Origin of the sequence: Leucobacter musarum subsp. musarum, assembly GCF_001273845.1 — a bacterium.
Taxonomy (GTDB): domain Bacteria; phylum Actinomycetota; class Actinomycetes; order Actinomycetales; family Microbacteriaceae; genus Leucobacter; species Leucobacter musarum.
Map to the genome: position 1 here is coordinate 1 of NZ_JHBW01000109.1, position 23,795 is coordinate 23,795.

Here is a 23,795-nt window from a genome sequence, read left to right on the forward strand (position 1 = left end):
GGGCGCGCCGCACACCCGAAACCGACGCACCGGGCTCACGAACGCACGAAACGGGCGCCGCTTCCCTGTTCTGGAAAGCGACGCCCGTTCATTCACACTCGCGAAGAGGTGCGTCTACAGCAGCGCGACTCCACGCTCGCCTGCCACGACGGCACGCGGCAGTGTGCCCGTGCTGAGCCACTCCACGATCGTCCGGGCCGGGTCCAGCGTGTAGTGCTCGAGTGATCCGTCGGAGAGGAATGCCACGTGCGGCGTCACCAGCACGCGCGGATCGTCACGCAGTGGGTGATCCGCCACCGGGGGCTCCCCGTCGAGCACGTCGAGGGCGGCGCCACGCAGGGTTCCCGCATCGAGGGCGGCCCCCAGCGCAGCACTGTCGACGAGCTCACCGCGCGACACATTGATCAAGCTCGCGCCCGGGCGCATCGCCGCGAACGCCTCGGCACCGATCGCCCCGACAGTCTCGGGCGCGAGCGGAAGGTGCACGGAAAGCACGTCGGAGCGCGCCAACAGCGACTCTCGGTCGACGAGCTCGACGAGGCCGTCGCTCTCAGCGACGAACGGGTCATGCGCGATCACGGCTCCGAAAGTGGGGGCGGCGATCTCGGCGAGGCGGCGAGCGATGCGACCGTAGCCGAAGAGACCGAGCGTCAATCCGCTCAAGCGCCGCGGCACCGCAGCGACGTCTTCGGTCCACCCGCCGGCGGCGGTCACCGCCCAGCTGTCGCGCAACCCGCGCTCGAGCGCCAGCATCAGCGACAGCGCGTGCGCAGCCACCTCTTCTGTCGCGGCATCCACGAGGTTCACCACCCAGATGCCCCGGTCGCGCGCGGCGTCGAGGTCGACCATGTCGACGCCGGCGCTCATCGTCGCGATGCAGCGCACCTGCGGCAGATGATCCAGCACCTCCGCATCGATGCGCGCATAGCCGACCACCAGCGCAACGGCTGCTTCTGCCCCGGCTGGGAATTCACGCGTTGTGCCTGGTGCCGCCGGCAGATCGAGCAGCATGGTCGCCGCGCCGGCCCGCTCGAGCAGCGCACGCCCGGGCGCCGGATCGAGATCGGTGGTGTCGGTGAAGACGACGAGTGGGCGGGTCACTCCCCCGCTCCCGTCAGGCGATCGAGGTGGGTCGGCGCGAACAGTTCGAGCACGGCCGGCAGCACGACGACGCGGGGGCCGCCGGCTGCGAGTGCGCGCGCGACGGCATCCGGTGCTTCGGCGAGCGAGGTCAGCTCGGCGGGGATGCCGAACGACTCTGCCAGCGCGACGTAATCGGGGCGGGCGAGTTCGGTCGCTGTCGCAGTGCCGAATGCACCCTCCATGTACTCGCGCAGCACACCGTATCCGCCGTCGTCAACGATCAGCCACACGACCGGCAACTGGTGCTGCGCGGCGACCGCGAGCTCGGCGATACCGTAGAGCGCACCGCCATCGCCCGAGACGGCAAGCACGGACGGGGCTTCGGATCCGGCCATCACTCGGCGACCGAACGCCGCGCCGAGTGCGGCCGGGTACCCGTAGCCGAGGCCGCCGGCGCCCTGAGCCGACGCGAACTCCAGCCCGCGCGGGTCCCAAGCCGACCAGCCCCAGTAGGCGAGGATCGTCATGTCCCAGTACACCGGGGTCGAGGCGGGCACGGCCTCGCGCAGCCCACGGACCAGCGCGAGTTCGGAGTCGAGTCCCTGGCTCTCCACGCGGGTGAGCACCGTCTCAAGCAGCGTGCGCACCGCTGCGACCGCTGCCTCGCGGCGCGGCGCGGTCGACGCGCGCCCGGAGCCCGCGATCACGCTATCAAGCTGCGCGAGGGCGAGCTTCGCGTCCGCGTGCACCCCGATGCCGGGGTGGTTCGAACCGAGCTTGCCGAGGTCGGCCTCGATCTGCACCACGAGGCCGCGCGGCGCGAAGGTGTGGTAGTTGCTCGAGAGCTCGCCGACGCCACTGCCGACGATGAGCAGCGCATCCGCTGATTCGAGGAACTCGGTCGTCGCGATGTCTTCGATCCAGGAGCGCGCGGAGAGCGGATGCTCCCAGGCGATCGCGCTCTTGCCGCCGATCGTGGTCACCACGGGAGCGTCGAGCCGCTCCGCGAGTGCGACGAGCTCGGCCTCGGCCCCGGCGCGCACCACGCCGCCGCCTGCGAAGATGACGGGACGCTCGGCCGCCGCGAGCACGTCAGCCGCAAGGGCGATCGCTTCGGGCAGCGGTGCGAGCGGTGCCGCGGCGGCGGTCGCGGGGGCCGCGATAATCTCGGGGACGCGGCCATCGGCCGGCTCGAGCAGGATGTCTTGCGGCACCTCGACGAGCACCGGGCCGCGCGGGGCGGTGTCGGCGATGCGCCAGGCGTTCGCGATCGCGGTCGGGATCTGACTCATCGAGCGCACCGTCACCACGTGCTTCACGACTCCGCGGAACGAATCAGACTGCTGGGGCAGCTCATGCAGGTAGCCGTGACGGCCGCCGCCGAGGCCCACTACCGGAATCTGCGCACTGATTGCGAGCACCGGAATCGACGAGGCAGCGGCCTCCTGCAGAGCCGCGAGCGAGGTCAGGGCGCCCGGGCCGGTCGAGAGGAGCAGCGGGGCGACGTCGCCCGTGACGCGGGCGAGACCGTCGGCCATGAAGCCCGCATTGTTCTCGACGCGGGCACTGAGATAGGCGAGGTCGGATCGGCGCAGCGCGTCGAAGAGGCCGAGCGCGTGCTGCCCGGGGAGGCCGACGATGCCGCGCGCACCGAGGGCGCGGAGCGTCTCGAGCACGACGTCGCCGCCGATGCGGCGGCCGTCGTCGCCGGCGGGTGAGGCGATGCCGGCAGTCGAGGCTCCGGCAGTCGAAGCTGCAGCCGGAGCCGCGGCGGTGGGTGAAACGACAGCGGGCACGCCCGGCGATTCGATGGTCATCTGTTCCTCCTGAAAGGGGTCGATGGCACTCGTTGCGCGGGCGTGCCCTCCGTGTCCGGGCCGGCGGGGTGCCGGCCCGGGGAATTCGGGTGCGAGTCGGGTCAGCGGGTCTGCTGCACCTCGTCGTACACGACGTCGTTGACCGCGGTGCGGTCGTCGAGGCTCAGGCGCATCGTCCACTCATCGAGAATGGGCGCGGGCGTCGGCTTGGTCGCCAGGCTGACGATGACGTACGTGAGCAGGCTCGCGATGAGGCTGTAGTAGATGGGCTCGTTCGCGAGAATGCCCCAGATGGCCATCGAGACGATCACGACGATCGTGCCGACGAGCATGCTGCTCACGGCGCCGATACGGGTGCCGCGTTTCCAGAACAAACCGCCGATGATCGCGACGCCGAGGCCGCCCACGAGAATGTCGTACGCGACGGTGAGCGCTGCGACCACGTCCGTGACGATCGTCGCGATGAACATCGTGATGCCCGCCAAGATGAAGATGGTGATGCGGTAGCCGAGCAGGCTCTCGCCCCCGACATGGCCGTCGTGCATCTCGACACGCGCCGTCTTCACGCCGAAGATGCGCTTGATCGCGGGAAGCAGGTCTGTCGAGAAGACCGTCGCCGAAGCGATGAGCGCACCGCTCGCGGTCGACATCATGGCCGAGAGCGCCGCGGCGAGCACGATGCCGCGCACCCCTGGCGGCAGCATCTCCTGCGCCATGAAGGCGAAAGCGTCGTTGCGGTTCTCCATCTCGGGGAACAGCACGCGTGCCGCGATACCGATGAGGGCACCGGCGAAGGCGTAGAGCAGGCAGTAGACACCCGAGGTGATGCCGCCCCACTTCGCGACGCGCGGGGTGCGGGCGGTGACGACGCGCTGCCAGATGTCTTGCCCGATCAGCAGACCGAGTGTGTAGACGATGACGTAGGTGACGATGGTCATGCCGCCGATCGACCACGGCGAGAAGAACGAGTCGCCGAGGCGCTCGCGGATGCCGCCCCAGCCACCGGCCTGATCCGACGCGGTCATGAGCGCGATCGGGAGGAGCAGCAGGAACATGCCGACGGTCTTGATGATGAACTGCACAACGTCGGTCATGGTGATCGACCACATGCCACCCATGATCGAGTAGATTGCGACGATCGTGCCGCCGATGACGACGCCCCACAGGTTCGAGATGCCGAAGAGCACGTGGAAGATCGTGGCGTACGCCAGCGTCGAGGTCACCGTGAGCATCAGCGTGTACAGGAACATCACGATGCCCGAGATGAGCCCGTTCGAGCCGCCGTAGCGCAGATCGAGCATCTCGGTCACCGTGTAGACCTTGAGCTTCACGATGCGCTTGGCCAAGAAGGCGCTGAGCACGAGGATGCCGAGACCGATGCAGGTGACGAGCCAGGCGCCCGAGAGGCCGTACTCCCACCCGAGGCCGATGCCGCCGACGGTCGATGCGCCGCCGAGCACGATCGCCGACATAGCGCCCGAGTACATGAAGCCGCCGAGGCGGCGCCCGGCGACGAGGTAATCGCTCTTCGACTTCGAGCGGCGCATGCCCCAGTACCCGACGCCGAGAATCCCGACGAGGTAGACGGCCATGACGATGTAGTCCAGGACCACAGTGTCCTCCTAGTGGGAACGGATGGGCAGCGCCGCTTCCCACACTCAGCGACACTGATTTCGTACGCTGAACGCTACCTGGGAAACGCGCGTGCGTCTCGGGCGGATCATCCCGGATACACAAAGCTCGGGATGTTCTATCCTGATCTCATGGAATTCGAACCCGAATCGGTGGCCGCACAGGCCACGGTGCCGCTCTCGACCCTGCTCGACGCTCCGGCCTTCGAAGCCAGTCTGCGGTCGCCGGCTCCTGAATCGCTGGCGCAGGATCCCGCAGCCCTCGACCGCGTGCGCGCCACAGAGGTCTCGGCCTCGATCGTCATCGACCTCGCCGACCCGAGTCGCTACGTCACACGGGGCGACCTGCTCCTCATCACCGGGCTCGGCCTCCCCGAGCAGCCCACCGCCATCGACGCCTACGTCGCGGGTCTGCGCGAGGGAGGCGTCGCCGCGCTCGTCTTCGGCGTCGAACCGGTCTATGACGCGGTTCCCGAGGCCCTCGTCGAGGCCTGCCGTCGCCAGTCGTTCCCGCTCATCGAGCTGCCTCCGCACGTGCATTTCGCGCCGATCACGATGCACCTGAACCGTGCGCTCGAGACCGAGCGCACCCGCACGCTCGAGGTCATGAACACGTTCGCACGACGGGTGACCGAGGCGGCGCTGCAGCACGGACCCGCGCAGCGCATCACCTCCGTGCTCGCGCAGAGCGGCGAGGGGTGGGCGCTGCTACAGATCGATGAAGACACGTACACCGGAGGGCCCGTGCCGGAGGCGCTCGACATCGATTCCCTGCTCGCCGATGTCGCGACCCGATTCGACGCGCAGGGCCGCGCGCGCGGTGCCGTGCCGACCGCATTCACCACGGTGGAGGCCGCCGGCGAGCGGTACGAGGTCACCGCGCACCGCATCACCCCCACCCGTACCCGAGCCGGAATCGTCGCACCCTCTGCGGTGCTGCTGCTCGGCCGGGCCCCGCGACTCACGAGCACCGACCGCACGGCACTCCTGCTCGCCGCGAATCTCATCGGGCTCGTGGTGCAGCTTCCCGTCGAACAGTCGATGGCGGTCGACCAACTGCTCATGCACCTAATGGTCGACGCGAGCCAGCGGCGCGGCGGCGGGGGCGAACGCGACCGCTTCGCCAGACTCGTCGCGAATTCGTTCGGCGGGGGCGCGCGCACCGTGCACGGGCTGGTTGCGATTCGGGATCCGCAGCACCCTCGAGACCAACGCGGTTCAGACGAAACCTACTCGTCAGACGCCGGCTGGCTGCGGCGACTGCTGCACACGCCGTTCGTCGAGCACCGCGCGCGCCGCATCCGCGCGTTCGTGTCGCGGCCACCGTCGGCCGCAGACTTCGCGCAGGCATCTGCGCTCGGCTGGCTCTTCGCGGTGAGCCGGCCCCACGAGCTCGACGAGCTACAAGAGGCGATGCTCGAAGCGGAAGAGCTGGGCCGCGCCGCACGGCATCTGGGCCGGCACCTGAACGACGGCGATCCCGAATCCGCGGCCGAGGTCTGGCCGACCAGCGCGATCGCCGATCCGAGCGTGGCTCGCGTCGTTGCCGGTCGGTGGCTCGCCCCGCTCGATGACGCGGCGTTCACCGAGCATCGCACGGCGCTCGCGGAGTGGCTGCGCCAGCACGGATCCTGGGATCGTACGGCACGGGAGACCGGGCTGCACCGCAACACGGTGCGCCGGCTCATCGCCGAGTCGGCGAAACAGCTCGGACGCGATCTCGATGATCCTGTCGAGCGGGCGCGGATGCTGCTCGCATTCACTGCACTCGACGCGAGCAGCTGAAACCCGAGCCGCCTGCCACTATTCCACGAACGCGACGGCGCGAATGGGCGAGCCGTCACCTGCAGCGATGCGCAGCGGGAGCAGCACCACATCGACCGACTCGGGCAGCTCCGTGAGCCGGGCGAGATTCTCGACAATGACCCCGTCGCCGCCGAGCCAGAACTCGTGCACGGGCATGCCGCTCGCTTCGGACTCGGCCGGGACCGTGCCCGTCGGGTCGGGGCTCAACGCATCAACGCCGAGCACGCGTGCGCCGCGCTCCCACAGCAGCTCGGCGAGCTCCGGCGCCACCGCCGGGTGGTGCAGCGCCTCGGGCGAGCCGAAATGCGCGTCCCAGCCAGTGGCGATGCAAACGATTTCGGGCAGGCGATCCGGCACCCCACCCGCAATGCGGTCGCTGCCGAGCACCTCCCCCGGCCGCGCCGGTTCGGGGCCGACCGCGAGCATCCGCGCAACGCCTGTGAGCCGCTCAAGCGGAATGCGGTCGACCGTGCGTCCGCCGACGATCGAGTGCGCGGGCGCATCGAGATGGGTGCCCGCGTGCGAACCGAGATCGAGGTGCGCGACGGCGACGCCGTCGATCTCGACCGTCAGTGCCGGCTCCACCGTCACCTCCGGATCGCCCGGATAGACGGGCATGCCGGAGAGGATCGGGTGACTGAGATCGACGGCGCGCACGATCAGTGCTCCAGGCGCAGTGCCGCGGTCTCGTCGGCGCCGTCGAGCAGATGCCCCGTGCGCATGCGGTCGCGCGGGTCGATGAGCCCGAGCGCGCCCCCGCGACCGATGCCGAGCATGAGCCCGAGATAGAGCGCGAAGCTGATGACGAACGCCGGAATGTTCGCACCGATCGGGCTCGGGGCGACGTACGACAGCACATACGACAGCACCGCGCCGACCACCCAGACGATCACGGCGATCCAGTTCACGCCGCCGCGGTACCAGTACCGGCTCTCCGGGCGCTCGTGCAAGATCTGGCGCGAGTAGCCGCGCCGCTTGAGCAGGTAATAGTCGGCGATCATGATCGCGAACACCGGCACGAAGAACGCGCTGATGATGAAGAGGAAATCGGTGAACTGGTTTAGCAGCCCGAGGAACGTGGATCCGATCACCGAGATGATACCCAGCACGATCGCGGTCGGCAGGAACTTCAGGTGCCACTTCGACTGCGCGTTCACGACCGAGGTCACCATGCCGAAGACGACCATGGTGTTGGTCGCCATCACCGACAGGAAGATCGCGATGCCGAGCGGCCACCCGAACTCGGCGACGATCACCGACGGATCGAACGGCGTGGCCTCGTGCCCGCGCAGCAGCACCGCGCTGAACGCGACCAGCCCGAGGAACATCGCGATGCTCGTCGACAGGGTGTAGCCGATACCCGACCCGACGATGCCCGCGGTGCTGCTCTTCGCGTGCCGGTTCATGTCGGCGGAGAGCACGGTCCACGAAATCGCCGTGGCGATCACCATGTCGAGCGTGATGAAGGGGGTGCCGCCGAGCGAAGCGTCGACCGGCATCGCGGCGAACTCCCCGGGGCTGAACGCGCTGAAGGCCGCAGCGAAGACGAAGCCCATGACGATGAGGATCGCCAGCGCGAGCCAGGGTTCGACGCGCGAGATACCGGTGTGCCCGAAGATCGCGAGCACGACGACGATCGCCTGGCAGATCGCGGAGAACAGCATCGGGTTCGAGAAGCCCGTCGCCTCGTGCACCAGGTAGTTCACGGTGACGCCCGCGAGCATCGCCTGCACCCAGCTCCACCCCATGAGAATGATGAGGTTCGCAACCGCCGGCAGAATGCTGCCGCGAATGCCGAACGACCCGCGCGTGAGCGCCATCGTCGGCAGACCGGTGCGGGTGCCCATGTTGCCGACGAGCACCAGCACGAGCACTCCGATGAGCGTGCCCACCACGATCATGGCGCTTGCCGTGCCGAACGAGACAGCCGGGGTAAACAGGGTGCCGGTAAGCAGTGTCGTAACGACGAGGTTCGCCGCCAGCCAGATCATGCCGATGTGCAGCAGCGACTGGGTGCCGCGGACGGGGCCCGCGGAATCATGCTGGCCGTCGAGATTCACGGCCATGGTCTCGGGACTGGTCATGATCAGAGCGCCGTATCGACGGGAGCGGGAGCATCGGGCACCGTCGAGAGGTGCTCGTGCACCGCGACAAGCCCGTCGGACTGGTCGCTGTCGGCGCGGAAGATGATGCTCTCGCGCTCGACGTACGAGTCGGGGCCGTCAGCCGAATCGATGCTCGTGGCGACCGTGTGACTGAAGATCGCGCCGCCCGGGAAGGTCTGCACCAGGCGATCGGTCGAGCTGCACGAGGTCACCCGCCAACCGGAGGCGACCCACCCGGCCCACAGCGCTTCGTACTCGGCGCGCGAGTTCAGGCGCGACGCCTCGGGGTGGAAGATGAAGCTCGCGTCGTCGGCGAAGCCGGCGAAGTAAGCCTCGGTGTCCGTGGCGGCGAAGGCCTCGATGATGGCGTCGGCGGCGGCGAGAACGGCTGCCTGATCCGGGGTATGCATGGGGTGCCTCCGTTGGCGAGGTGAATCGGGGTGGTGCGGGGGGTGAAACGGGAGCGGGGTGCGGATCCTGACGATCCGCACCCCGGGTGCACTCAGTCGCGGGCCGCCATGGCGCTCACGAGTTCATACACGACGTGGCTCGCGGCCACGGCGGTGATCTGCGCGTGATCGTAGGCCGGGGCGACCTCGACGACATCTGCGCCGACGATGTGCAGATCGGCGAGACCGCGAATCAGGCGGAGCATTTCGCGGCTGGTGAGTCCGCCGGCCTCGGGGGTGCCGGTGCCCGGAGCGTGAGCCGGATCCAGCACATCGATATCGATCGAGATGTAGAGCGGCTTGTCACCCACGCGCTCGCGGATCTTCTCGAGAGCTGCGGGAATGCCGTGCTCTTCGATGAACTCGCTCGTGACGATCTGGAAGCCGAGCTTCAGGTCGTCTTCGAGGTCGCTCTTGCCGTAGAGCGGGCCGCGGGTGCCGCCGTGCATCGACGCAGTGAGGTCGATGAGCCCCTCTTCGGAGGCGCGACGGAACGGGGTGCCGTGGGTGGTGGGGGCGCCGAAGTAGGTGTCCCACGTGTCGAGGTGCGCATCGAAGTGCAGCACGGCGACCGGGCCGTGCTTCTTGTTGATGGCACGCAAGAGCGGCAGGGCGATGGTGTGGTCGCCGCCGATCGTCACGATCTTGTCGACCTTCTCGCCGAGCTCGGTGGCTGCGGCCTCGACCTGGTTCACAGCCTCGTCGAGGCTGAAGGGGTTCGCGACAATGTCGCCGGCGTCGACGACCTGCTTCACGTTGAAGGGCGAGACGTCTTGCGCCGGGTTGTACGGGCGCAGGAGGCGCGAAGCCTCGCGCACGTGCGACGGGCCGAAGCGCGCACCGGGGCGGAAGCTCACGCCGGAGTCGAACGGAACGCCTACGACGGCGATGTCGGCGGCCGGAACATCCTCGATGCGCGGCAGCTTCGCGAAGGTGGCGATGCCGGCGTAGCGCGGCGTCTGGCTCGCGTCGACCGGGCCCTGAGGAGTGTGAGAAGTCACGATGCGTCTCATCCTTTCCAAGTTTCCTAAGAGTAAACAAGTGAGTTCTATCGGTGAACTCGCATTCACTCTAGACTGGTGCTCGCGTCGCGGTCAACGCGGCGAACGAAGAACGAGGACCGCATGCGACCGATTCACCCGACGGCAGCCGTCGATCCCATTCGCATCGGCGCGAAACTCCGCTCCTCGCGGCTCGCCCAGGGCCTCACACTCGAGCAGCTCGCGCAGGCGACCGGGCTCACCAAGGGCTTCATCAGCCGTATCGAACGCGACGACACCATGCCGAGTGTGCCCACCCTTGTGCAGCTGTGCCAAGCACTCTCGCTGCCGATCGGCAACCTCTTCGAAGAGCCCGAGCTGCAGCTCATCCCCCTCGAGACCGCGCCCGCCATCAACATGGGCGGCACCGGTGCCGACGAGCGACTCGTGACCCCGCGGTCGGAAGATCGCGTGCAGGTGCTGCGCTCATCGCTCGAGCCCGACGCCAGCGGCGGCGACCAGCTCTACACCGTGAACTGCAACCTCGAATCGCTGCACGTCGTGTCGGGCGAACTCGAGATCCAGTTCGCCGACCGGCAGATCGCGCTCTTCGCGGGCGACACCCTCACCTTCCCCGGCCGCACCCCGCACACCTGGCGCGCGGGCCCCTCGGGCGCCGAGGCCGTGTGGGTGCTCGTGCCGGCCGCGTGGAGCGGCTCGGCCTGAGCACCCGGCACCGCGGCGGTTAGGCGGCGGCTTCGGCAGCGTCGGTGTCGACATCGGCATCGGTGTCGAACACGATGACGCTGCGCGTGCGCTCACCTCGGCGCATCGCGTCGAAGGCCTCGTTGACCTCGTCGAGCCCGACCCGAGCGCTGATGAGTTCGTCGAGCGGCAGCGCCCCCGACAGGTACGCGCCCGCGACGCGCGGGAAGTCGCGCGCCGGCACGAGCCCGCCGTAGTTCGAGCCGATGATGGTCTTGCCCTCGTAGGCGAGCAGCAGACCGTCGATCTCGACCGTCTGCCCCTCGGGTGGGAGCCCGACGAACACCGCGCGGCCACCCGGGCGAATGAGCCCGGGCAGCTGCTGCATCGTCTGCACGCGGCCGATGGCCTCGAACGCCACGTCGGCTCCCCCGTCGGTGAGCGTCGCGACCTGGTCCGCAAGGTCGGGCGCGCTGAGCACCGTGTGCGTGGCACCGGCCCGCACCGCCTCGGCGAGTTTCGCCTCGGCGACGTCGACCGCGACGATCGGGTTCGCGCCGGCGAGGCGCAGGGCTGAGATGATCGACAGGCCGACGCCGCCCGCGCCGACGACCACGGCGGACTCCCCGGCGATCACGCGCGCGTTGTTCGCGACCGCGCCGTAGCCGGTGCCCACAGAGCAACCGATGAGGCTGGCGACGTCGAAGGGCACGCGCTCGTCGATCTTGATCGCGGCGAATTCGGGCACCACGATCGACTCGGCCATCGCGCCCGTCGCGAGGTACGGGAAGGCCGCCTCGCCGTCGCGGTCGCTCCACCGGGTCGTGCCGTCGGGCAGCAGCGAATCATTCGACTTCGCGCGAGTGCACGCCCACGGCTTGCCTCCGGTGCACTCGCCGCAGCGCTGGCACGCCTGGTGCCACGCGATGACGACGTGATCGCCGACCGCGAGACCGCGCACTCCGGCGCCCACCGCGTCGACGACACCGGCGGCCTCGTGCCCCATCACGGCGGGCAACGGCACCTGCCACTCGCCGTCGAGCACGTGCCGATCCGATCCGCAGACGCCGGCCGCGCGCACGCTGACCCGCACCTCGCCGTGCTGCGGCGGGGCGAGCGTGAGCGTGTCGACGGTCAGCCGGTCGCCATCGTCGCCGCGGTAGACCGCTGCCCGTACCTCGATCGCCTCGGTCATCTGCTTACTTCCTTCCGGCGGCCGCGAACGGATCGACCTGCCCGTACGCACCGCGGCCGCGGCGCACGTAGAGCAGCCAGTTGAGCACCAGGTAGACGACGATCGCGATCACCACGGTCGGCACGGTCGCCGTCGCGTAGCGGAAGATCGGCTGCGTCTCGAGGGTGATCGGGTTGTACACCCACAGATAGAACACCGACGCGATCACCACGGCTGCCATCGCTGCGAGGTTCACCCCGCCCGTGAAACGCAGCGGATCCTGCGCACCACTCGCGTAGAGGGCGCGAAGCGGCACGTTCTGTCGCCGCAGGATGAGGTAGTCGGCGATGATGACCCCGCAGATCGCCGCAATGAACGCACCCGAGATCACGACGAAGGTCATGAACTGGCCGTACATGAAGCTCGGGAACAGCGCGAGCACCGCCGGGAAGAACAGGAACACCGCGCACAGCGCTGGCCACCGCAACCTCGCAAGCAAGTGTCCGCTCGACTGCTTGATGGCGAGGACGGTCGAGTAGGCGATCGACGCCATGCTCGTCACGTTCGCGAACCCGACGAAGAGCAGCGTAAGCACGCCGAGCACCGGGCCGCCGAGCGGCACCATCCACGCCGTGGGATCCGCCGCTCCGAGCATCAGCGCCGCGGCCATGCCGACGACCTGGGCCACCGCGGTACCGAAAAAGATCCCGGCGTACGCGGGCCACAGTGCCGCCTTCGGCCCACGGGTCAGGCGTGCGAGTGTGCCCATCACGGGCCACCACGAGAGACCGGCACCGAGGTTGAACTCCACGGCCATTGAGAAGTTGAGCGTCTGATCCTCGAAGGGCGCCAGCGGCTCGGCCGCGAACAAGTCGCTCCAGGTGTGCTGCGACATGAGCAGCACCATCATGAGCGCCACGATGATGAGCAGCCCCGGGGCGACGAAGCGGTTCAGCTTACTGATCGCGACCGGCCCGCGGGAGAGCAGCCACCATCCGCCGAGGATCGCCGCCAGCGCGAACACCGTGACGAGGGGGCCCTCGACGTTGAACGCCGTGCCGAACGCCTGGTTCGAGATCTCCGTGAATGCGCGGCCGAACATGATGCCGAGCAGCGAACTCCAGCCCATCTCGGTGACGAGCACGACGGTGAAGACGACGATGGCGACGCCGACCGCCCCGAACACCGACTTCAGCGCACGGTATTGCTCGACGCCGAGTCGCTGGCTGAGCAGCACGCTTCCCAGCACCATGATCGCGAGGCCCAGCGTGTTGCCGAGCAGCATCGCGGCGATGCCGTCGCCGAAGCCGACGAGCAGCACGGTGGATCCGCCGGTGAGAAACGCCCAGGTCGCAATGGCGAGGCTGAGCGTCACCCAGCTGAAGTCGGCGGCGCGCCACGTGCGCTCCTGCTTCGTCAGCGGCAGTGAGCCGTAGGTCGCCTCCTCCGCGACCGCCGCTTCGACGCGAACGGCCTGCGTTTCGGTCAGCTCGTCTCGGGCGCTCACATTGCACCCGCCAGCCACGAACCGACCGCGATCACGACGACGACGCCGAGAAACAGTGCCAGGCTCGCGGAGCCCAGCTTCGCGTGAACGGGGTCGGTCGCTTCGACCGTTTCGACTTCGGTGAGACGTCGCTCAAGCTCTTCGGCGAGCCGCGCTTCTGTACTCATGGGACAGACCTCCTTGTGTATCCGTGCAGATCCCGGTCTCGCCGCAGCGAGAACGGAGCCAGCCTAGGCGAGCGTGGTGCGTTTCGTTCGCTCGATTCGCTGAGCGATGCGATTCTGAACAGATGCGAGAGCATTTCGACACGAAACACCTAGAATCAATCCGACCGTGTGCGTATTTGCGCACGCGGCATTGACCGACTGGGAGGCACAGTGGAGTTCGGGATCGAGTCCGCCGAGCTCCGCCGCCGCGTGCTGCGCGGCCTGCGCGAGAACGGCCGCGCCAGCTACTCGCGCATCGCGGAGGAACTCGGGGTGAGCCGCCGGCAGGTGACGCACATCGTGCAGCACGCCATGGCGCGCGGCGAACTGCGCCTCGCCGTGTCGATCAGCCCCGACCTGCTCGGGCTCGAGCGGTTCGCCTACCTGCAGCTCTCGGTCTCAGGGCCGATCGCACCCGTCCGCGCCGCACTTGCGGCAATGCCAGAGTCAACGTTCATCGCCGATATCAGCGGCCACTACTCCATCGACGTGGAGGTGCGCGTCGGGGCCGACCCGCACCTACGCGACACGGTCGACCTCGTGCGCGAACTCCCCGGCGTGCAGGAGGTGCGCACGCACCTGTACGAGAGCATCGAGGTCAACCGCTACTCGCCGCTCCGCACGGGACGCACGACATTTGCTGTCGACGACGCGGATCGCGCGATCGTGCAGCATCTGCAGCGCGATGGGCGGGCATCGTTTCGGGAGCTCGGCGACGCCGCGGGCATCTCGCCGAGCGGCGCGCGTTTGCGCTTCGAGCGTCTCACGCGCAATGGTGCCGTGAAGGTCGTGGGCATTCCCGTGCGCGGCGCACTGACCTCGGTCACGGGTGACGGGAGCGACCACCTCGAAACGCCCTCCCTCGGCGTCGGCGTGCAGATCCGCGGACGCATCGCCGACGCCCTCGCGAGTGTGCGCACCCTCGACCCCGAGTTTGTCGCGGTCACCGTCGGCGACTACGACCTCATCGTGACTCTGTCGGCCGACGGCTACGAAGAACTGCTCGACCTTGCCGATCGGCTCCGCACCCTGCCCGAGGTCGCCCGCATTGAGACGTGGGCGAATCTCCGCATCGTCAAGGAGCAGTACGGGGAGGGCGATCGCATCAGTGCCCGCCCGCGAAGTTCGCGGGCGGGCACTGATGCGCGGGCGGAGCGGGCTACGCCGCGATGACGCCCGCGAGGGTCTTCTTGCCGCGGCGCAGCACAGCGACCGCGCCATGCAGCAGATCGCTCGACTCAAGCACGCGATCTTCGGCCTCGACCGCGACGTTGTTCACGTAGACGCCGCCCTGCGCGATCGCGCGGCGGGCCTCCCCCAGGCTTTTCACGAGCTCGGTGTCGACCAGCAGCTGCGCGATCGCGGTGCCGACGACCGCCGGTGCCTGTGCCAGCTCAGATACCGCACCGCGCAGCGACGACTCGTCGAGTGCGGTCAAGTCTCCACGGCCGAAGAGCGCCTCGGAGGCGTCGATCGCGCCCTGCGTCGCCGCCGCACCGTGCACGAGCGTGGTGACCTCGATTGCCAGACGCTTCTGCGCGGCACGCTTGAACGGCTCCTCGGCGACCTGACGCGCGTAATCTTCGATCTCTGCCCGCGACAGGAAGGTGAAGACCTTGAGGCGATCCACCACGTCGGCGTCAGCCTGGTTAAGCCAGAACTGGTAGAACGTGTAGGGCGAGCACATCTCGGGGTTCAGCCAGATGGCGTTGCCCTCGCTCTTGCCGAACTTCGTGCCGTCGGCGTTCGTGATCAGCGGGGTGCCGATCGCGTGCGCCGAGGCACCCTCGGCCTTGCGGATCAGCTCGGTGCCGCTCGTCAGGTTGCCCCACTGGTCGCTGCCGCCCGACTGCAACTTGCAGCCGTACTGGCGGTAGAGCTCCAGGAAGTCGAGGCCCTGCAAGATCTGGTAGCTGAACTCGGTGTAGCTGATGCCCTCATCCGAGTTCAGTCGCTTCGCGACGATGTCTTTCTTGACCATCGTTCCGACGCGGAAGTACTTGCCGATCTCGCGCAAGAAGTCGATCGCCGAGAGCGGCGCCGTCCAGTCGAGGTTGTTCACGAGGCGGGCGGCGTTGTCGCCCTCGAAGCTCAGGTACCGCGACACCTGCTGGCCGAGCGAGTCGACCCACTCGGCAACGGTCTCGCGCGAATTCAGCACGCGCTCCGCAGTCGGGCGCGGGTCGCCGATGAGGCCCGTGGAGCCGCCGACAAGGCCGAGCGGCAGGTGGCCGCGCAGCTGCAGACGACGCATGAGCAGCAACTGCACCAGGTGGCCCAGGTGCAGGCTCGACGCCGTCGGATCGAAGCCGCAGTAATACGCGAACGGCTCGCCCTCGATCAGCTCCGACAACGCCTCGGCGTCGGTCGAAACGTGGATCAGCCCGCGCCACTCCAGCTCGGCCCACAAAGTGGCGAAGCTGTCGTCGTTGCGCTGGGCGGCCAGGATCTCGGTGCGATCGTTCAGTTCAGACACGCCTGACATCGTACCGCGTGTGTCAGCCCCGGAACTCCGCGATGCGCTCAGCGAGGCGCGCCAGTTGCTCGTCGACGCGCACGCGTGCGGTGCCGCCGGCCCCGACGCGCGAGTTCACGGAGCCCTCGATCGTGAGTACCTCGCGCACCGCGGGCGTCAGGTGCTCGGAGACCGAGGCCAGCTCGGCGTCGCTCGGCTCGTGCAGTTCGATGCCGCGCTCCTCGCAGTACCGCACGAGTTCGCCCGAGATTTCGTGGGCGTCGCGGAAGATGACGCCCTGCTTCACGAGCCACTCGGCGACGTCGGTCGCGAGCGAGTACCCCTGCGGGGCGAGCTCGGCCATGCGCTCGGTGTTGAACGTGGCGGTCGCCACCATGCCGGTGAACGCCGGCAGCAGCACCTCGAGCTGGGCGATGGAGTCGAAGACCGGCTCTTTGTCTTCTTGCAGATCGCGGTTGTAGGCGAGCGGCAGGCCCTTGAGTGTGGCGAGCAACCCGGTCAGGTTGCCGATGAGCCGGCCCGACTTACCGCGCGCGAGCTCGGCGATGTCGGGGTTCTTCTTCTGCGGCATGATGCTCGACCCGGTCGAGTACCCGTCATGCAGACGGATGAAGCCGAACTCCTTCGTGTTCCAGAGGATGATCTCTTCGGACAGACGCGACAGGTCGATGCCGATCTGCGCCGCGATGAATGCGAACTCGGCCACCACGTCGCGAGCGGCCGTGCCGTCGATGGAGTTCTCGAGGGGCTCGCCCAAACCGAGCTCCTGTGCCACGAGACGCGGGTCGAGACCCAACGAAGACCCGGCGAGCGCGCCGCCACCGTAGGGCGAGAAGCTGGCGCGCGCGGCCCAGTCGCGCAGGCGTTCGAGATCGCGCACGATCGGCCACGCGTGCGCAGCGATCTGATGCGCGAGCAGCACGGGCTGCGCGTGCTGCAGGTGCGTGCGGCCGGGCAGGATCGCCTCGGGGTGCGCCGCTGCCTGGTCTGCGATGGCATCGAGCAGGTCAAGCAGCATGCCGCGAATCACCGCAGCGTGGTCGAGCAGGTACAGGCGCACCAGCGTCGCAATCTGGTCGTTGCGGCTGCGGCCTGCACGGAGCTTGCCACCGAGCTGCACGCCGGTGATCTCGATGAGGAGGCGCTCGAGCGCCGAGTGCACATCTTCATCGTCGTCGGCGGGCTGGGCCCGGCCGTCGGCGACGCGCGCCGCGAGTTCGTCGAGTGCGGCATGCATCTCGCGGAGCTCGTCGGCGGTCAGATACCCCGCTGCGGCGAGCGCCGTGGCGTGCGCCTGCGACCCGCGGATGTCGTAGGGCGCAAGAATCCAGTCGAACTGCGTCGACTTCGAGAGCGCGGCCAGCGCCGGCGCCGGGCCGCTCGCGAACCGACCACCCCAGAGGGCTCCGCTTTCGCCGGCGCGGTTGGTGGTCTCGGTCATTTGCTCTCCTTCAGCAACCAGGCCATCAGGGCCTTCTGCGCGTGCACGCGGTTTTCGGCTTCGTCCCAGACCACGCTCTGCGGGCCATCGATCACCTCGGGGGCGACCTCGTACTCGCGGTAGGCGGGCAGGCAGTGCAGGAAGACGGCATCGTCGTTCGCGAGTGCCATCAGTTCGGGGGTGACGCGATACGCACCGAACGTCGCGACGCGCTCCGCCTTCTCGTCTTCGTGCCCCATCGACACCCAGGTGTCGGTGATGACGGCATCGGCTCCGGCCACCGCTTCGGCGGGGTCGGTGAGAATCGTGACGCTGCCGCCCGTCTGGGCCGCAATGCGCTCGGCGTCGGCGACGATGTCTGCGCGAGGGTGGTAGCCCTCGGGCCCGGCAATGCGGATATGCATCCCCGCGGTCGCGAAGCCGAGCAGGTACGAGTGCCCCATGTTGTTCGCGGCATCTCCGACATATGTGGCGGTGAGACCGGCGAGCTCACCGCACTGCTCCCGAATCGTCTGCAGGTCGGCAAGAATCTGGCACGGGTGGAAATCGTCGGAGAGCGAGTTGATGACGGGCACGGTCGCGTGCGCAGCCATCTCTTCGAGCCCGGCGTGGGCGAAGGTGCGCCACACGATCATCGACACCATGCGCGACAGCACCTTCGAGGTGTCTGCCACCGTCTCCTTGACCCCGAGCTGCGCCTCACCGGGGTTCACAATGATCGGTGAACCGCCGAGCTCAGAGATACCCGCGGCAAAGCTGAAGCGCGTGCGCGTCGACGTCTTGTCGAAGAACACGGCCACCGACTGCGGCCCCTCGAGCGGTCGCTCCGAGAACGGCTCTCGCTTCAGTCGAGCGGCGAGGTTGAGCACCTCGAGCTGCTCGGCCGGGCTGAGATCATCGTCGCGGAGAAAATGTCGGGTCACCCGCACCAGTCTAGACGCGGCAGAGGCGGCGGTTCGACCGCCCGAGTCGCTTGCGATCAGACGCGCGGTTGCACCGATCGCCGCACTGCTGTCAGGCTTGCAGCACCGTCCGTTCGACTGCCACTCCAGGGAGCCACATGTCTACGAAGATCTTCGACACGATCGCCATCCTCTTCTGCATCGTCTTCGTCGGCACCGCCGTCGCGATGCTCGCCCTGGTCGCCGTCACCGCCATCACCGGTCAATCACCGATCGATTTCAGCGGTCACTCGTCGCTCAGCGTCGAATAGCAGCACCGCGCACGCGCATGGACGCACCTCTGCAGTCGTTCGACCTCCTGGCGCAACCCGGCGGGCTTGAGGCGTTCGCGCGCGCCAACGGGTTCGCCTACGCCGCCACCGCCGAACCGCCTGCGCTCGGAGACAGTCTCTGGGAACAGGCAACGAGCGGTGTGGTTCGGGATCGCATCAGCGGTACCGACTGGGAGCTCGGGCGCATCACCGGCGGGAGTCGCTCCGCCACCTCCGTCGAGCAGCGCGGTGGGTTCACCGTCACGAAGACCGTGTCGGTGTCGACGCCCGAGCGCAGCCGCAATATCGGCTATTTCGCGATGACGCTGCCCCGTCGCCTGCCGCAGATGGTGCTCGATGCCCGGAGCAATGATCGGGGCCCGTTCTCAAGCTTGATACACCGGCCGAGCGAACATCAGGCACTGTCGCTCGAGGGCGACTTCGACCGGTACTTCCGACTGTACGCTCCGGCCGGATACGAGCGCGACGCACTCTTCGTTTTCACACCCGATGTCATGGCGCTGCTCATCGATGAGACCGGCGACCTCGACGTCGAGATTCGCGATAACCGCCTGTTCGTCTATGCGCCCCAGGGGTTCGACCTCGATGACGCGCGGGTGTGGCAACGGCTCGCCCGCATTCGCACAGTGCTGGCGGCCCAGGTGAGTCGCCAGACCGCGCGCTACGTCGATGAGCAGCTTCCGGGCCTGGCGTTCGACGCCGATACCGTCGGGGCCGGTGGCCGCCGCCTCAGACGTCGCCTGCCGATGTGGGTCTGGCTCGCGATCGGCATCCCTGTCGTGGTGCTGGCCGTCCTCGGCACCATCGCCGCGATCGTGCTCACCGCGGTGCTTCCGCGCTAAGGCCCCCGCCGCCCGGAGTTCTCGACCACCCCATCGCAATACCGACCTCAAGGAGTTCTCATGCGAGTCGCAGCAGCCTTCCTCGCCGACGCGGCCAACGTGCGCGAGGGCACGCTCGGGGTGCTCTCCGGGTTCATCAACACGATCAATCGCGACGAGTATCCGGCGAACCTCGGAGCTACCCTCGTCGTTGTCGTGGAGTACGACGAGAACGAGGCGCGGCGCGGCGACCCCGAACGCACCTTCCGCGCCCGGTGCGAGCCCACGGTCGGCGGCGGTGAGATCTTCAACCTCGAGGGCACCTTCAGCCTGGGTGGCGGCAATGACAGCTTCGGGTACATCCCGATGGTGTTCCCGCTCAACGAAGCCCAGGTGCCCTCGCCCGGGAGCTATCGCATCGTGTTCGAGGGCAGCGGTCTGGAGCGCGTCGACGTACGCTTCTACGCCAACGCCACCACGTTGCCGTCGTTCGACGACGAGTAGCGCCGCCGGTGCCGCACAGATGCTGCGGCGCTGCGCGACGGCCTATGGAAGAATCTTCCGTGTGAATTCCCTCCCCCGACTCATCGCATTCGACCTTGACGACACCCTCGCGCCCTCGAAGTCGGCGCTTGATCCGCGCATGCTCGCGGTCTTCACCCGGCTGCTCGAACGCACCACGGTCGCGGTGATCTCGGGGGGCAATTTCGAGCAGTTCGAGGCCCAGCTCGTGTCGCAGCTCGACGCGGCCGGCGACATCGACGAGGCGACGCTGGAACGTCTGCACCTGCTGCCGACCTGCGGCACCCGGTATGAGCGACGCGAGAGCGGCGCCTGGGTGACGGTGTATCGCGAGCAGCTCACTCCGGCGGAGCGCGACGGCGCACTGCTCGCGCTGCGCGAGGAGGCCGAGCGGTTGGGGCTCTGGGAGGCGGAGCCCTGGGGCGACATCCTGGAGGATCGCGGATCGCAGGTGACCTTCTCCGCACTGGGCCAGCGCGCGCCGGTCAACGCGAAGCACGCGTGGGACCCAGACGGATCGAGGAAGAATACGCTGCGCGCCGCGGTCGCTGCGCGACTGCCCGATCTCGAGGTGCGCAGCGGCGGCTCCACATCGGTCGACATCACGCGGCGCGGCATCGATAAGGCGTACGGTATGCGCAAGCTCGTGGAGCACACGGGTATCTCGCTCGACGAGATGCTGTTCGTCGGCGACCGTCTCGACCCCGACGGCAATGACTACCCGGTGCTCGCACTCGGGGTGCGCTGCCACGCGGTGCACGGGTGGGAAGACACTGCGGTGTTCCTTGAGGAGCTGCTGGCGAAGTAGACGCTGGGACGACACGAGAACGAGGCCGGATCGCGCCTCCCATTGGGGAGTGCGCGATCCGGCCCCGTTCTCGTGTCAGTGCCTCTGGGGCACTCGAAGGGTTACGCCTCGATGGAAGCCGCGGGAGCTTCAGCTGGCTCGGCGGCGGGGCGCAGACCGAGCACCTCTGCCGTGTGCGCGAGCGATGCTGCGGCGAGCTCGGCGTCGCCGTTGATACCGCCGGTCGCGAGGGCGGGCACGTGCTTCGTGAACTGCGCCTCCCAGGAGTTCGTGAACTGCTCGGGGAAGCACTTGCGCAGCACACCGAGCATCGCGAACACGGCGGTGGAGGCGCCGGGCGAGGCGCCGAGCAGACCCGAGATCGTGCCCTCGCCGCCGGTGATGACCTCGGTACCGAACTGCAGGATGCCGCCCTTCTTCGGGTCATTCTTCATGACCTGAACGCGCTGACCCGCCTCGATCATCTCCCAGTCTTCGGTGCGCGCGGTGGGCATGTACTCGCGCAGGGTCTGCATCTGCTGCTCACGGCTCGCGAGGAGCTCGCCGAGCAGGTACTTCTCGAGCGAGAACTCGGTGAGGCCGACCTTGATCATGGGGCCGAGGTTGTGCGCACGGATGGAGCCGGGCAGGTCCCACCAGGAGCCCTTCTTGAGGAAGTTCGGGCTGAAGCCCGCGTACGGCCCGAAGAGCAGGCTCTCTTGGCCATCGACCACGCGGGTATCGAGGTGCGGCACCGACATGGGCGGTGCACCGACCGCGGCCTTGCCGTAGACCTTCGCCTTGTGCGCGCGGACGATCTCGGGGTTGCTGGTCTTCAAGAACTTGCCGCTGATCGGGAAGCCGCCGAAGCCCTTGATTTCGGGAATGCCCGACGACTGCAGCAGCGAGAGCGCGCCACCGCCTGCGCCGACGAAGACGAACTTCGCATTGACGACGGTGGTGGAATACCCCGAGCGGTTGCGCACGAAGACGTCCCACGTGCCGTCGGCACGGCGACGCAGCTTGCGCACCTGCGCGCCGAGGTGCAGCTTGGCGCCCTCACCGACGAGGTGGTCGACGAGCTGACGCGTGACCGAACCGAAATCGACATCGGTGCCACTCTCCGAGCGGGTGGCGGCGAAGACCTCGTCTTTGGCGCGACGGTCGACGAGCAGAGGCGCCCATTCGGCGATCTGCTCGGGGTCTTCACTGAACTGCATGTCCGAGAACAACGGCTCGGTGCGCAGCAACTCCCAGCGACGACGCAGGTACTCGACGTTCTCGGCGCCGCGCACGAACGTCATGTGCGGGGTGGCGTTGATGAACGTGGAGGGTTCGCCCAGCACGCCCTGCTCGACGAGCGCCGACCACCACTGGCGCGAGAGCTGGAACTGCTCGTTGATATCGATGGCCTTGGCCGACGACAGACTGCCGTCTGCGCCCTCGGGCATGTAGTTCAGCTCGCAGAGTGCGGCATGCCCGGTGCCCGCGTTGTTCCAGGCGTTGCTGCTCTCCGTCGCGACCTCGGTGCGGGATTCGAAGATCTCGATGGACCAATCGGGCTGGACCTGCTTAATGAGGGTACCCAGCGTGGCGCTCATTACGCCGCCACCGATGAGGACGACGTCTACCGTGTTGTTGCTCACGGTCTGCAAGTCTAGCCCCGCTCGCAGAGCACTAGAACCCTGCGTCTCGCTTGGCACGGTCCAGAGTCTGAGCGCCCGCATCGACAATCCGCACGTAGCCTAGGCGCGCGGCCTCAGTGGCCCGTTGCGGCCCCGCAACAACTGGCCGAATCTCACCGGCCAGACTGATTTCGCCAAAGGCTGCCAGGTCGTGCGGCAGCGGTTGATCGGCGATGGCCGACAGCACGGCCAGGGCGATCGCCAGGTCGGCCGCGGGCTCCGACAGTTTCACCCCGCCGACCGTCGATACATACACGTCTTGGTCGTGCACTCGAGCACCGAAGCGACGCTCGAGCACGGCCAGAATCATGGCGACGCGCGACGGGTCGACGCCGCTCGTCACGCGACGCGGGTTGGGGGTCGCGCTCTTGGCCACGAGCGCCTGCACTTCGACCGGCAGCGCGCGGCGGCCCTCCATCGCCACGGTGGCGCAAGTGCCGCTGACGGGTGCGCTCGTGCGACTCAGGAACAGGCCACTCGGGTCGGGCACCTCTGAGATACCTCGATCTGTCATCTCGAAACACCCGACCTCGTCGGTCGGCCCGAATCGGTTCTTCAAGGTGCGCAGAAAACGCAGCGACGTCTGACGATCGCCCTCAAAATGGCACACCACGTCGACCAGGTGTTCGAGGAGCCGCGGGCCGGCGACCGAACCATCTTTGGTGACGTGACCCACCAGGATCACCGGGGTGCCGCGCCCCTTCGCCGCCCGAATCAGTGCCGCAGCGACCTCTCGCACTTGAGCCGGCCCGCCGGCCCCGCCGTCGACCTGGTCACTCGCCAGCGTCTGCACCGAGTCGACGATGACCAGCTCGGGATCGACCGACTCGATGTGCCCGAGCACCGTCGCGAGATCGGTCTCACTGGCGAGGTAGAGCGTGTCGTGCAGGGCCCCGGTGCGCTCGGCCCGCATGCGGATCTGGCCGGTCGACTCTTCTCCGCTCGCATACAGCACTCGCGCTCCCGTCGAGGCGGCCCGTGCCGCCGCGTCGAGCAGCAGCGTCGACTTGCCCACGCCCGGCTCACCCGAGAACAAGATCGCTGCCCCGGGCACGACCCCGCCGCCGAGCACCCGGTCGAGCTCGCCGATGCCCGTCTGATGGTGGCGCACCGCGTCGCCCGAAAGCTCGGTGATGGGTCGGGCCTCGCGACCGGCGGCGGGCGCGACCGCCTTCGTGGTGCGCGCCAAGGAGGCACCGGCACGAGCCGGCTCTGCAACCGTGCCCCACTGCTGGCATTCGCCGCAGCGACCGACCCATTTCGCCGTCTGCCACCCGCACTCGGTGCAGACGTACGCGCCGCTTGATTTCGCCATGCTGCGAGCCTACTGGCGGCCTCCGACATCGGTGAGCGCGGGCGATGTCGG

At 68.3% G+C, this 23,795-nt stretch carries 22 protein-coding genes; 7 read left to right on the top strand and 15 right to left on the bottom strand.

Annotation, left to right across the window (positions count from 1 at the left end; genetic code table 11):
* Nucleotides 1-114: 114 nt before the first annotated feature.
* The 3 genes from CH42_RS14680 to CH42_RS14690 all read right to left on the bottom strand — a co-directional run bounded on the left by CH42_RS14680 (nt 115) and on the right by CH42_RS14690 (nt 4,513).
* A complete protein-coding gene (locus CH42_RS14680; protein WP_053353957.1) occupies nt 115-1,101 on the bottom strand; it encodes a C-terminal binding protein in 987 nt (328 codons plus the stop codon).
* Nucleotides 1,098-2,900, bottom strand: a complete 1,803-nt coding sequence (locus CH42_RS14685; protein WP_053353958.1) for a thiamine pyrophosphate-binding protein — start codon at nt 2,898-2,900, stop codon at nt 1,098-1,100. The genes CH42_RS14680 and CH42_RS14685 overlap by 4 nt, the downstream gene beginning before the upstream one ends.
* A gap of 101 nt (nt 2,901-3,001) precedes the next feature.
* On the bottom strand, nt 3,002-4,513 hold the full coding sequence (locus CH42_RS14690) for a sodium:solute symporter (RefSeq protein WP_053353959.1): 1,512 nt from the start codon (nt 4,511-4,513) through the stop codon (nt 3,002-3,004).
* Nucleotides 4,514-4,663: 150 nt separating this feature from the next.
* Here CH42_RS14690 and CH42_RS14695 point away from each other — a divergent pair, with 150 nt between their 5' ends.
* A complete protein-coding gene (locus CH42_RS14695) occupies nt 4,664-6,316 on the top strand; it encodes a PucR family transcriptional regulator (protein WP_162231100.1) in 1,653 nt (550 codons plus the stop codon).
* A gap of 18 nt (nt 6,317-6,334) precedes the next feature.
* Here CH42_RS14695 and CH42_RS14700 read toward each other — a convergent pair whose 3' ends face one another.
* From CH42_RS14700 to speB, 4 genes are all read right to left on the bottom strand, one after another.
* Nucleotides 6,335-6,994, bottom strand: coding sequence for a cyclase family protein (locus tag CH42_RS14700; RefSeq protein ID WP_082309474.1), 660 nt, complete (start codon nt 6,992-6,994; stop codon nt 6,335-6,337).
* Nucleotides 6,995-6,996: 2 nt separating this feature from the next.
* Complete coding sequence (locus CH42_RS14705; RefSeq protein ID WP_053353961.1) at nt 6,997-8,421, bottom strand: purine-cytosine permease family protein; 1,425 nt, start codon at nt 8,419-8,421, stop codon at nt 6,997-6,999.
* A 2-nt stretch (nt 8,422-8,423) separates the two neighbouring features.
* Entirely contained in the window at nt 8,424-8,852 is a 429-nt protein-coding gene (locus tag CH42_RS14710) for a YybH family protein (protein ID WP_053353962.1), read from the bottom strand.
* Between the two features lie 92 nt (nt 8,853-8,944).
* The gene (speB, locus tag CH42_RS14715; RefSeq protein ID WP_053353977.1) at nt 8,945-9,892 is read right to left on the bottom strand and encodes an agmatinase; all 948 of its coding nucleotides are present in this window, start codon (nt 9,890-9,892) and stop codon (nt 8,945-8,947) included.
* A 123-nt stretch (nt 9,893-10,015) separates the two neighbouring features.
* On the opposite strand from speB, the gene CH42_RS14720 reads away from it, so the two are divergent.
* A complete protein-coding gene (locus tag CH42_RS14720) occupies nt 10,016-10,597 on the top strand; it encodes a helix-turn-helix transcriptional regulator (RefSeq protein ID WP_053353963.1) in 582 nt (193 codons plus the stop codon).
* 19 nt (nt 10,598-10,616) lie between these two features.
* Here the strand turns inward: CH42_RS14720 and CH42_RS14725 are convergent, their stop codons facing one another.
* The 3 genes from CH42_RS14725 to CH42_RS16450 are packed head-to-tail and all read right to left on the bottom strand — an operon-like array spanning nt 10,617 to nt 13,424.
* Complete coding sequence (locus CH42_RS14725; protein WP_053353964.1) at nt 10,617-11,771, bottom strand: alcohol dehydrogenase catalytic domain-containing protein; 1,155 nt, start codon at nt 11,769-11,771, stop codon at nt 10,617-10,619.
* Between the two features lie 4 nt (nt 11,772-11,775).
* A complete protein-coding gene (locus CH42_RS14730) occupies nt 11,776-13,257 on the bottom strand; it encodes a purine-cytosine permease family protein (RefSeq protein ID WP_053353965.1) in 1,482 nt (493 codons plus the stop codon).
* Entirely contained in the window at nt 13,254-13,424 is a 171-nt protein-coding gene (locus CH42_RS16450) for a hypothetical protein (protein WP_156322604.1), read from the bottom strand. The genes CH42_RS14730 and CH42_RS16450 overlap by 4 nt, the downstream gene beginning before the upstream one ends.
* Before the next feature lie 210 nt (nt 13,425-13,634).
* On the opposite strand from CH42_RS16450, the gene CH42_RS14735 reads away from it, so the two are divergent.
* A complete protein-coding gene (locus CH42_RS14735) occupies nt 13,635-14,636 on the top strand; it encodes an Lrp/AsnC family transcriptional regulator (RefSeq protein WP_053353966.1) in 1,002 nt (333 codons plus the stop codon).
* On the opposite strand, the gene tyrS is transcribed toward CH42_RS14735, so the two are convergent.
* The 3 genes from tyrS to argF are packed head-to-tail and all read right to left on the bottom strand — an operon-like array spanning nt 14,623 to nt 18,303.
* On the bottom strand, nt 14,623-15,939 hold the full coding sequence (tyrS, locus tag CH42_RS14740; protein WP_394325246.1) for a tyrosine--tRNA ligase: 1,317 nt from the start codon (nt 15,937-15,939) through the stop codon (nt 14,623-14,625). The genes CH42_RS14735 and tyrS overlap by 14 nt on opposite strands.
* A 22-nt stretch (nt 15,940-15,961) precedes the next feature.
* The gene (argH, locus tag CH42_RS14745; protein ID WP_053353968.1) at nt 15,962-17,380 is read right to left on the bottom strand and encodes an argininosuccinate lyase; all 1,419 of its coding nucleotides are present in this window, start codon (nt 17,378-17,380) and stop codon (nt 15,962-15,964) included.
* The gene (argF, locus tag CH42_RS14750) at nt 17,377-18,303 is read right to left on the bottom strand and encodes an ornithine carbamoyltransferase (RefSeq protein ID WP_053353969.1); all 927 of its coding nucleotides are present in this window, start codon (nt 18,301-18,303) and stop codon (nt 17,377-17,379) included. The genes argH and argF overlap by 4 nt, the downstream gene beginning before the upstream one ends.
* 137 nt (nt 18,304-18,440) lie before the next feature.
* Here argF and CH42_RS16455 point away from each other — a divergent pair, with 137 nt between their 5' ends.
* The 4 genes from CH42_RS16455 to CH42_RS14765 all read left to right on the top strand — a co-directional run bounded on the left by CH42_RS16455 (nt 18,441) and on the right by CH42_RS14765 (nt 20,765).
* A complete protein-coding gene (locus tag CH42_RS16455; protein WP_156316646.1) occupies nt 18,441-18,593 on the top strand; it encodes a hypothetical protein in 153 nt (50 codons plus the stop codon).
* 17 nt (nt 18,594-18,610) lie between these two features.
* Complete coding sequence (locus CH42_RS14755) at nt 18,611-19,456, top strand: hypothetical protein (protein WP_053353970.1); 846 nt, start codon at nt 18,611-18,613, stop codon at nt 19,454-19,456.
* A gap of 60 nt (nt 19,457-19,516) precedes the next feature.
* Nucleotides 19,517-19,939, top strand: a complete 423-nt coding sequence (locus tag CH42_RS14760) for a DUF6941 family protein (RefSeq protein ID WP_053353971.1) — start codon at nt 19,517-19,519, stop codon at nt 19,937-19,939.
* Between the two features lie 61 nt (nt 19,940-20,000).
* Complete coding sequence (locus tag CH42_RS14765) at nt 20,001-20,765, top strand: HAD-IIB family hydrolase (protein ID WP_239684075.1); 765 nt, start codon at nt 20,001-20,003, stop codon at nt 20,763-20,765.
* A 101-nt stretch (nt 20,766-20,866) separates the two neighbouring features.
* On the opposite strand, the gene mqo is transcribed toward CH42_RS14765, so the two are convergent.
* Together mqo and radA are read right to left on the bottom strand one after the other, a co-directional pair.
* Nucleotides 20,867-22,390, bottom strand: a complete 1,524-nt coding sequence (mqo, locus tag CH42_RS14770) for a malate dehydrogenase (quinone) (RefSeq protein WP_053353978.1) — start codon at nt 22,388-22,390, stop codon at nt 20,867-20,869.
* Between the two features lie 31 nt (nt 22,391-22,421).
* A complete protein-coding gene (radA, locus tag CH42_RS14775) occupies nt 22,422-23,744 on the bottom strand; it encodes a DNA repair protein RadA (RefSeq protein ID WP_053353973.1) in 1,323 nt (440 codons plus the stop codon).
* Nucleotides 23,745-23,795: the final 51 nt, after the last annotated feature.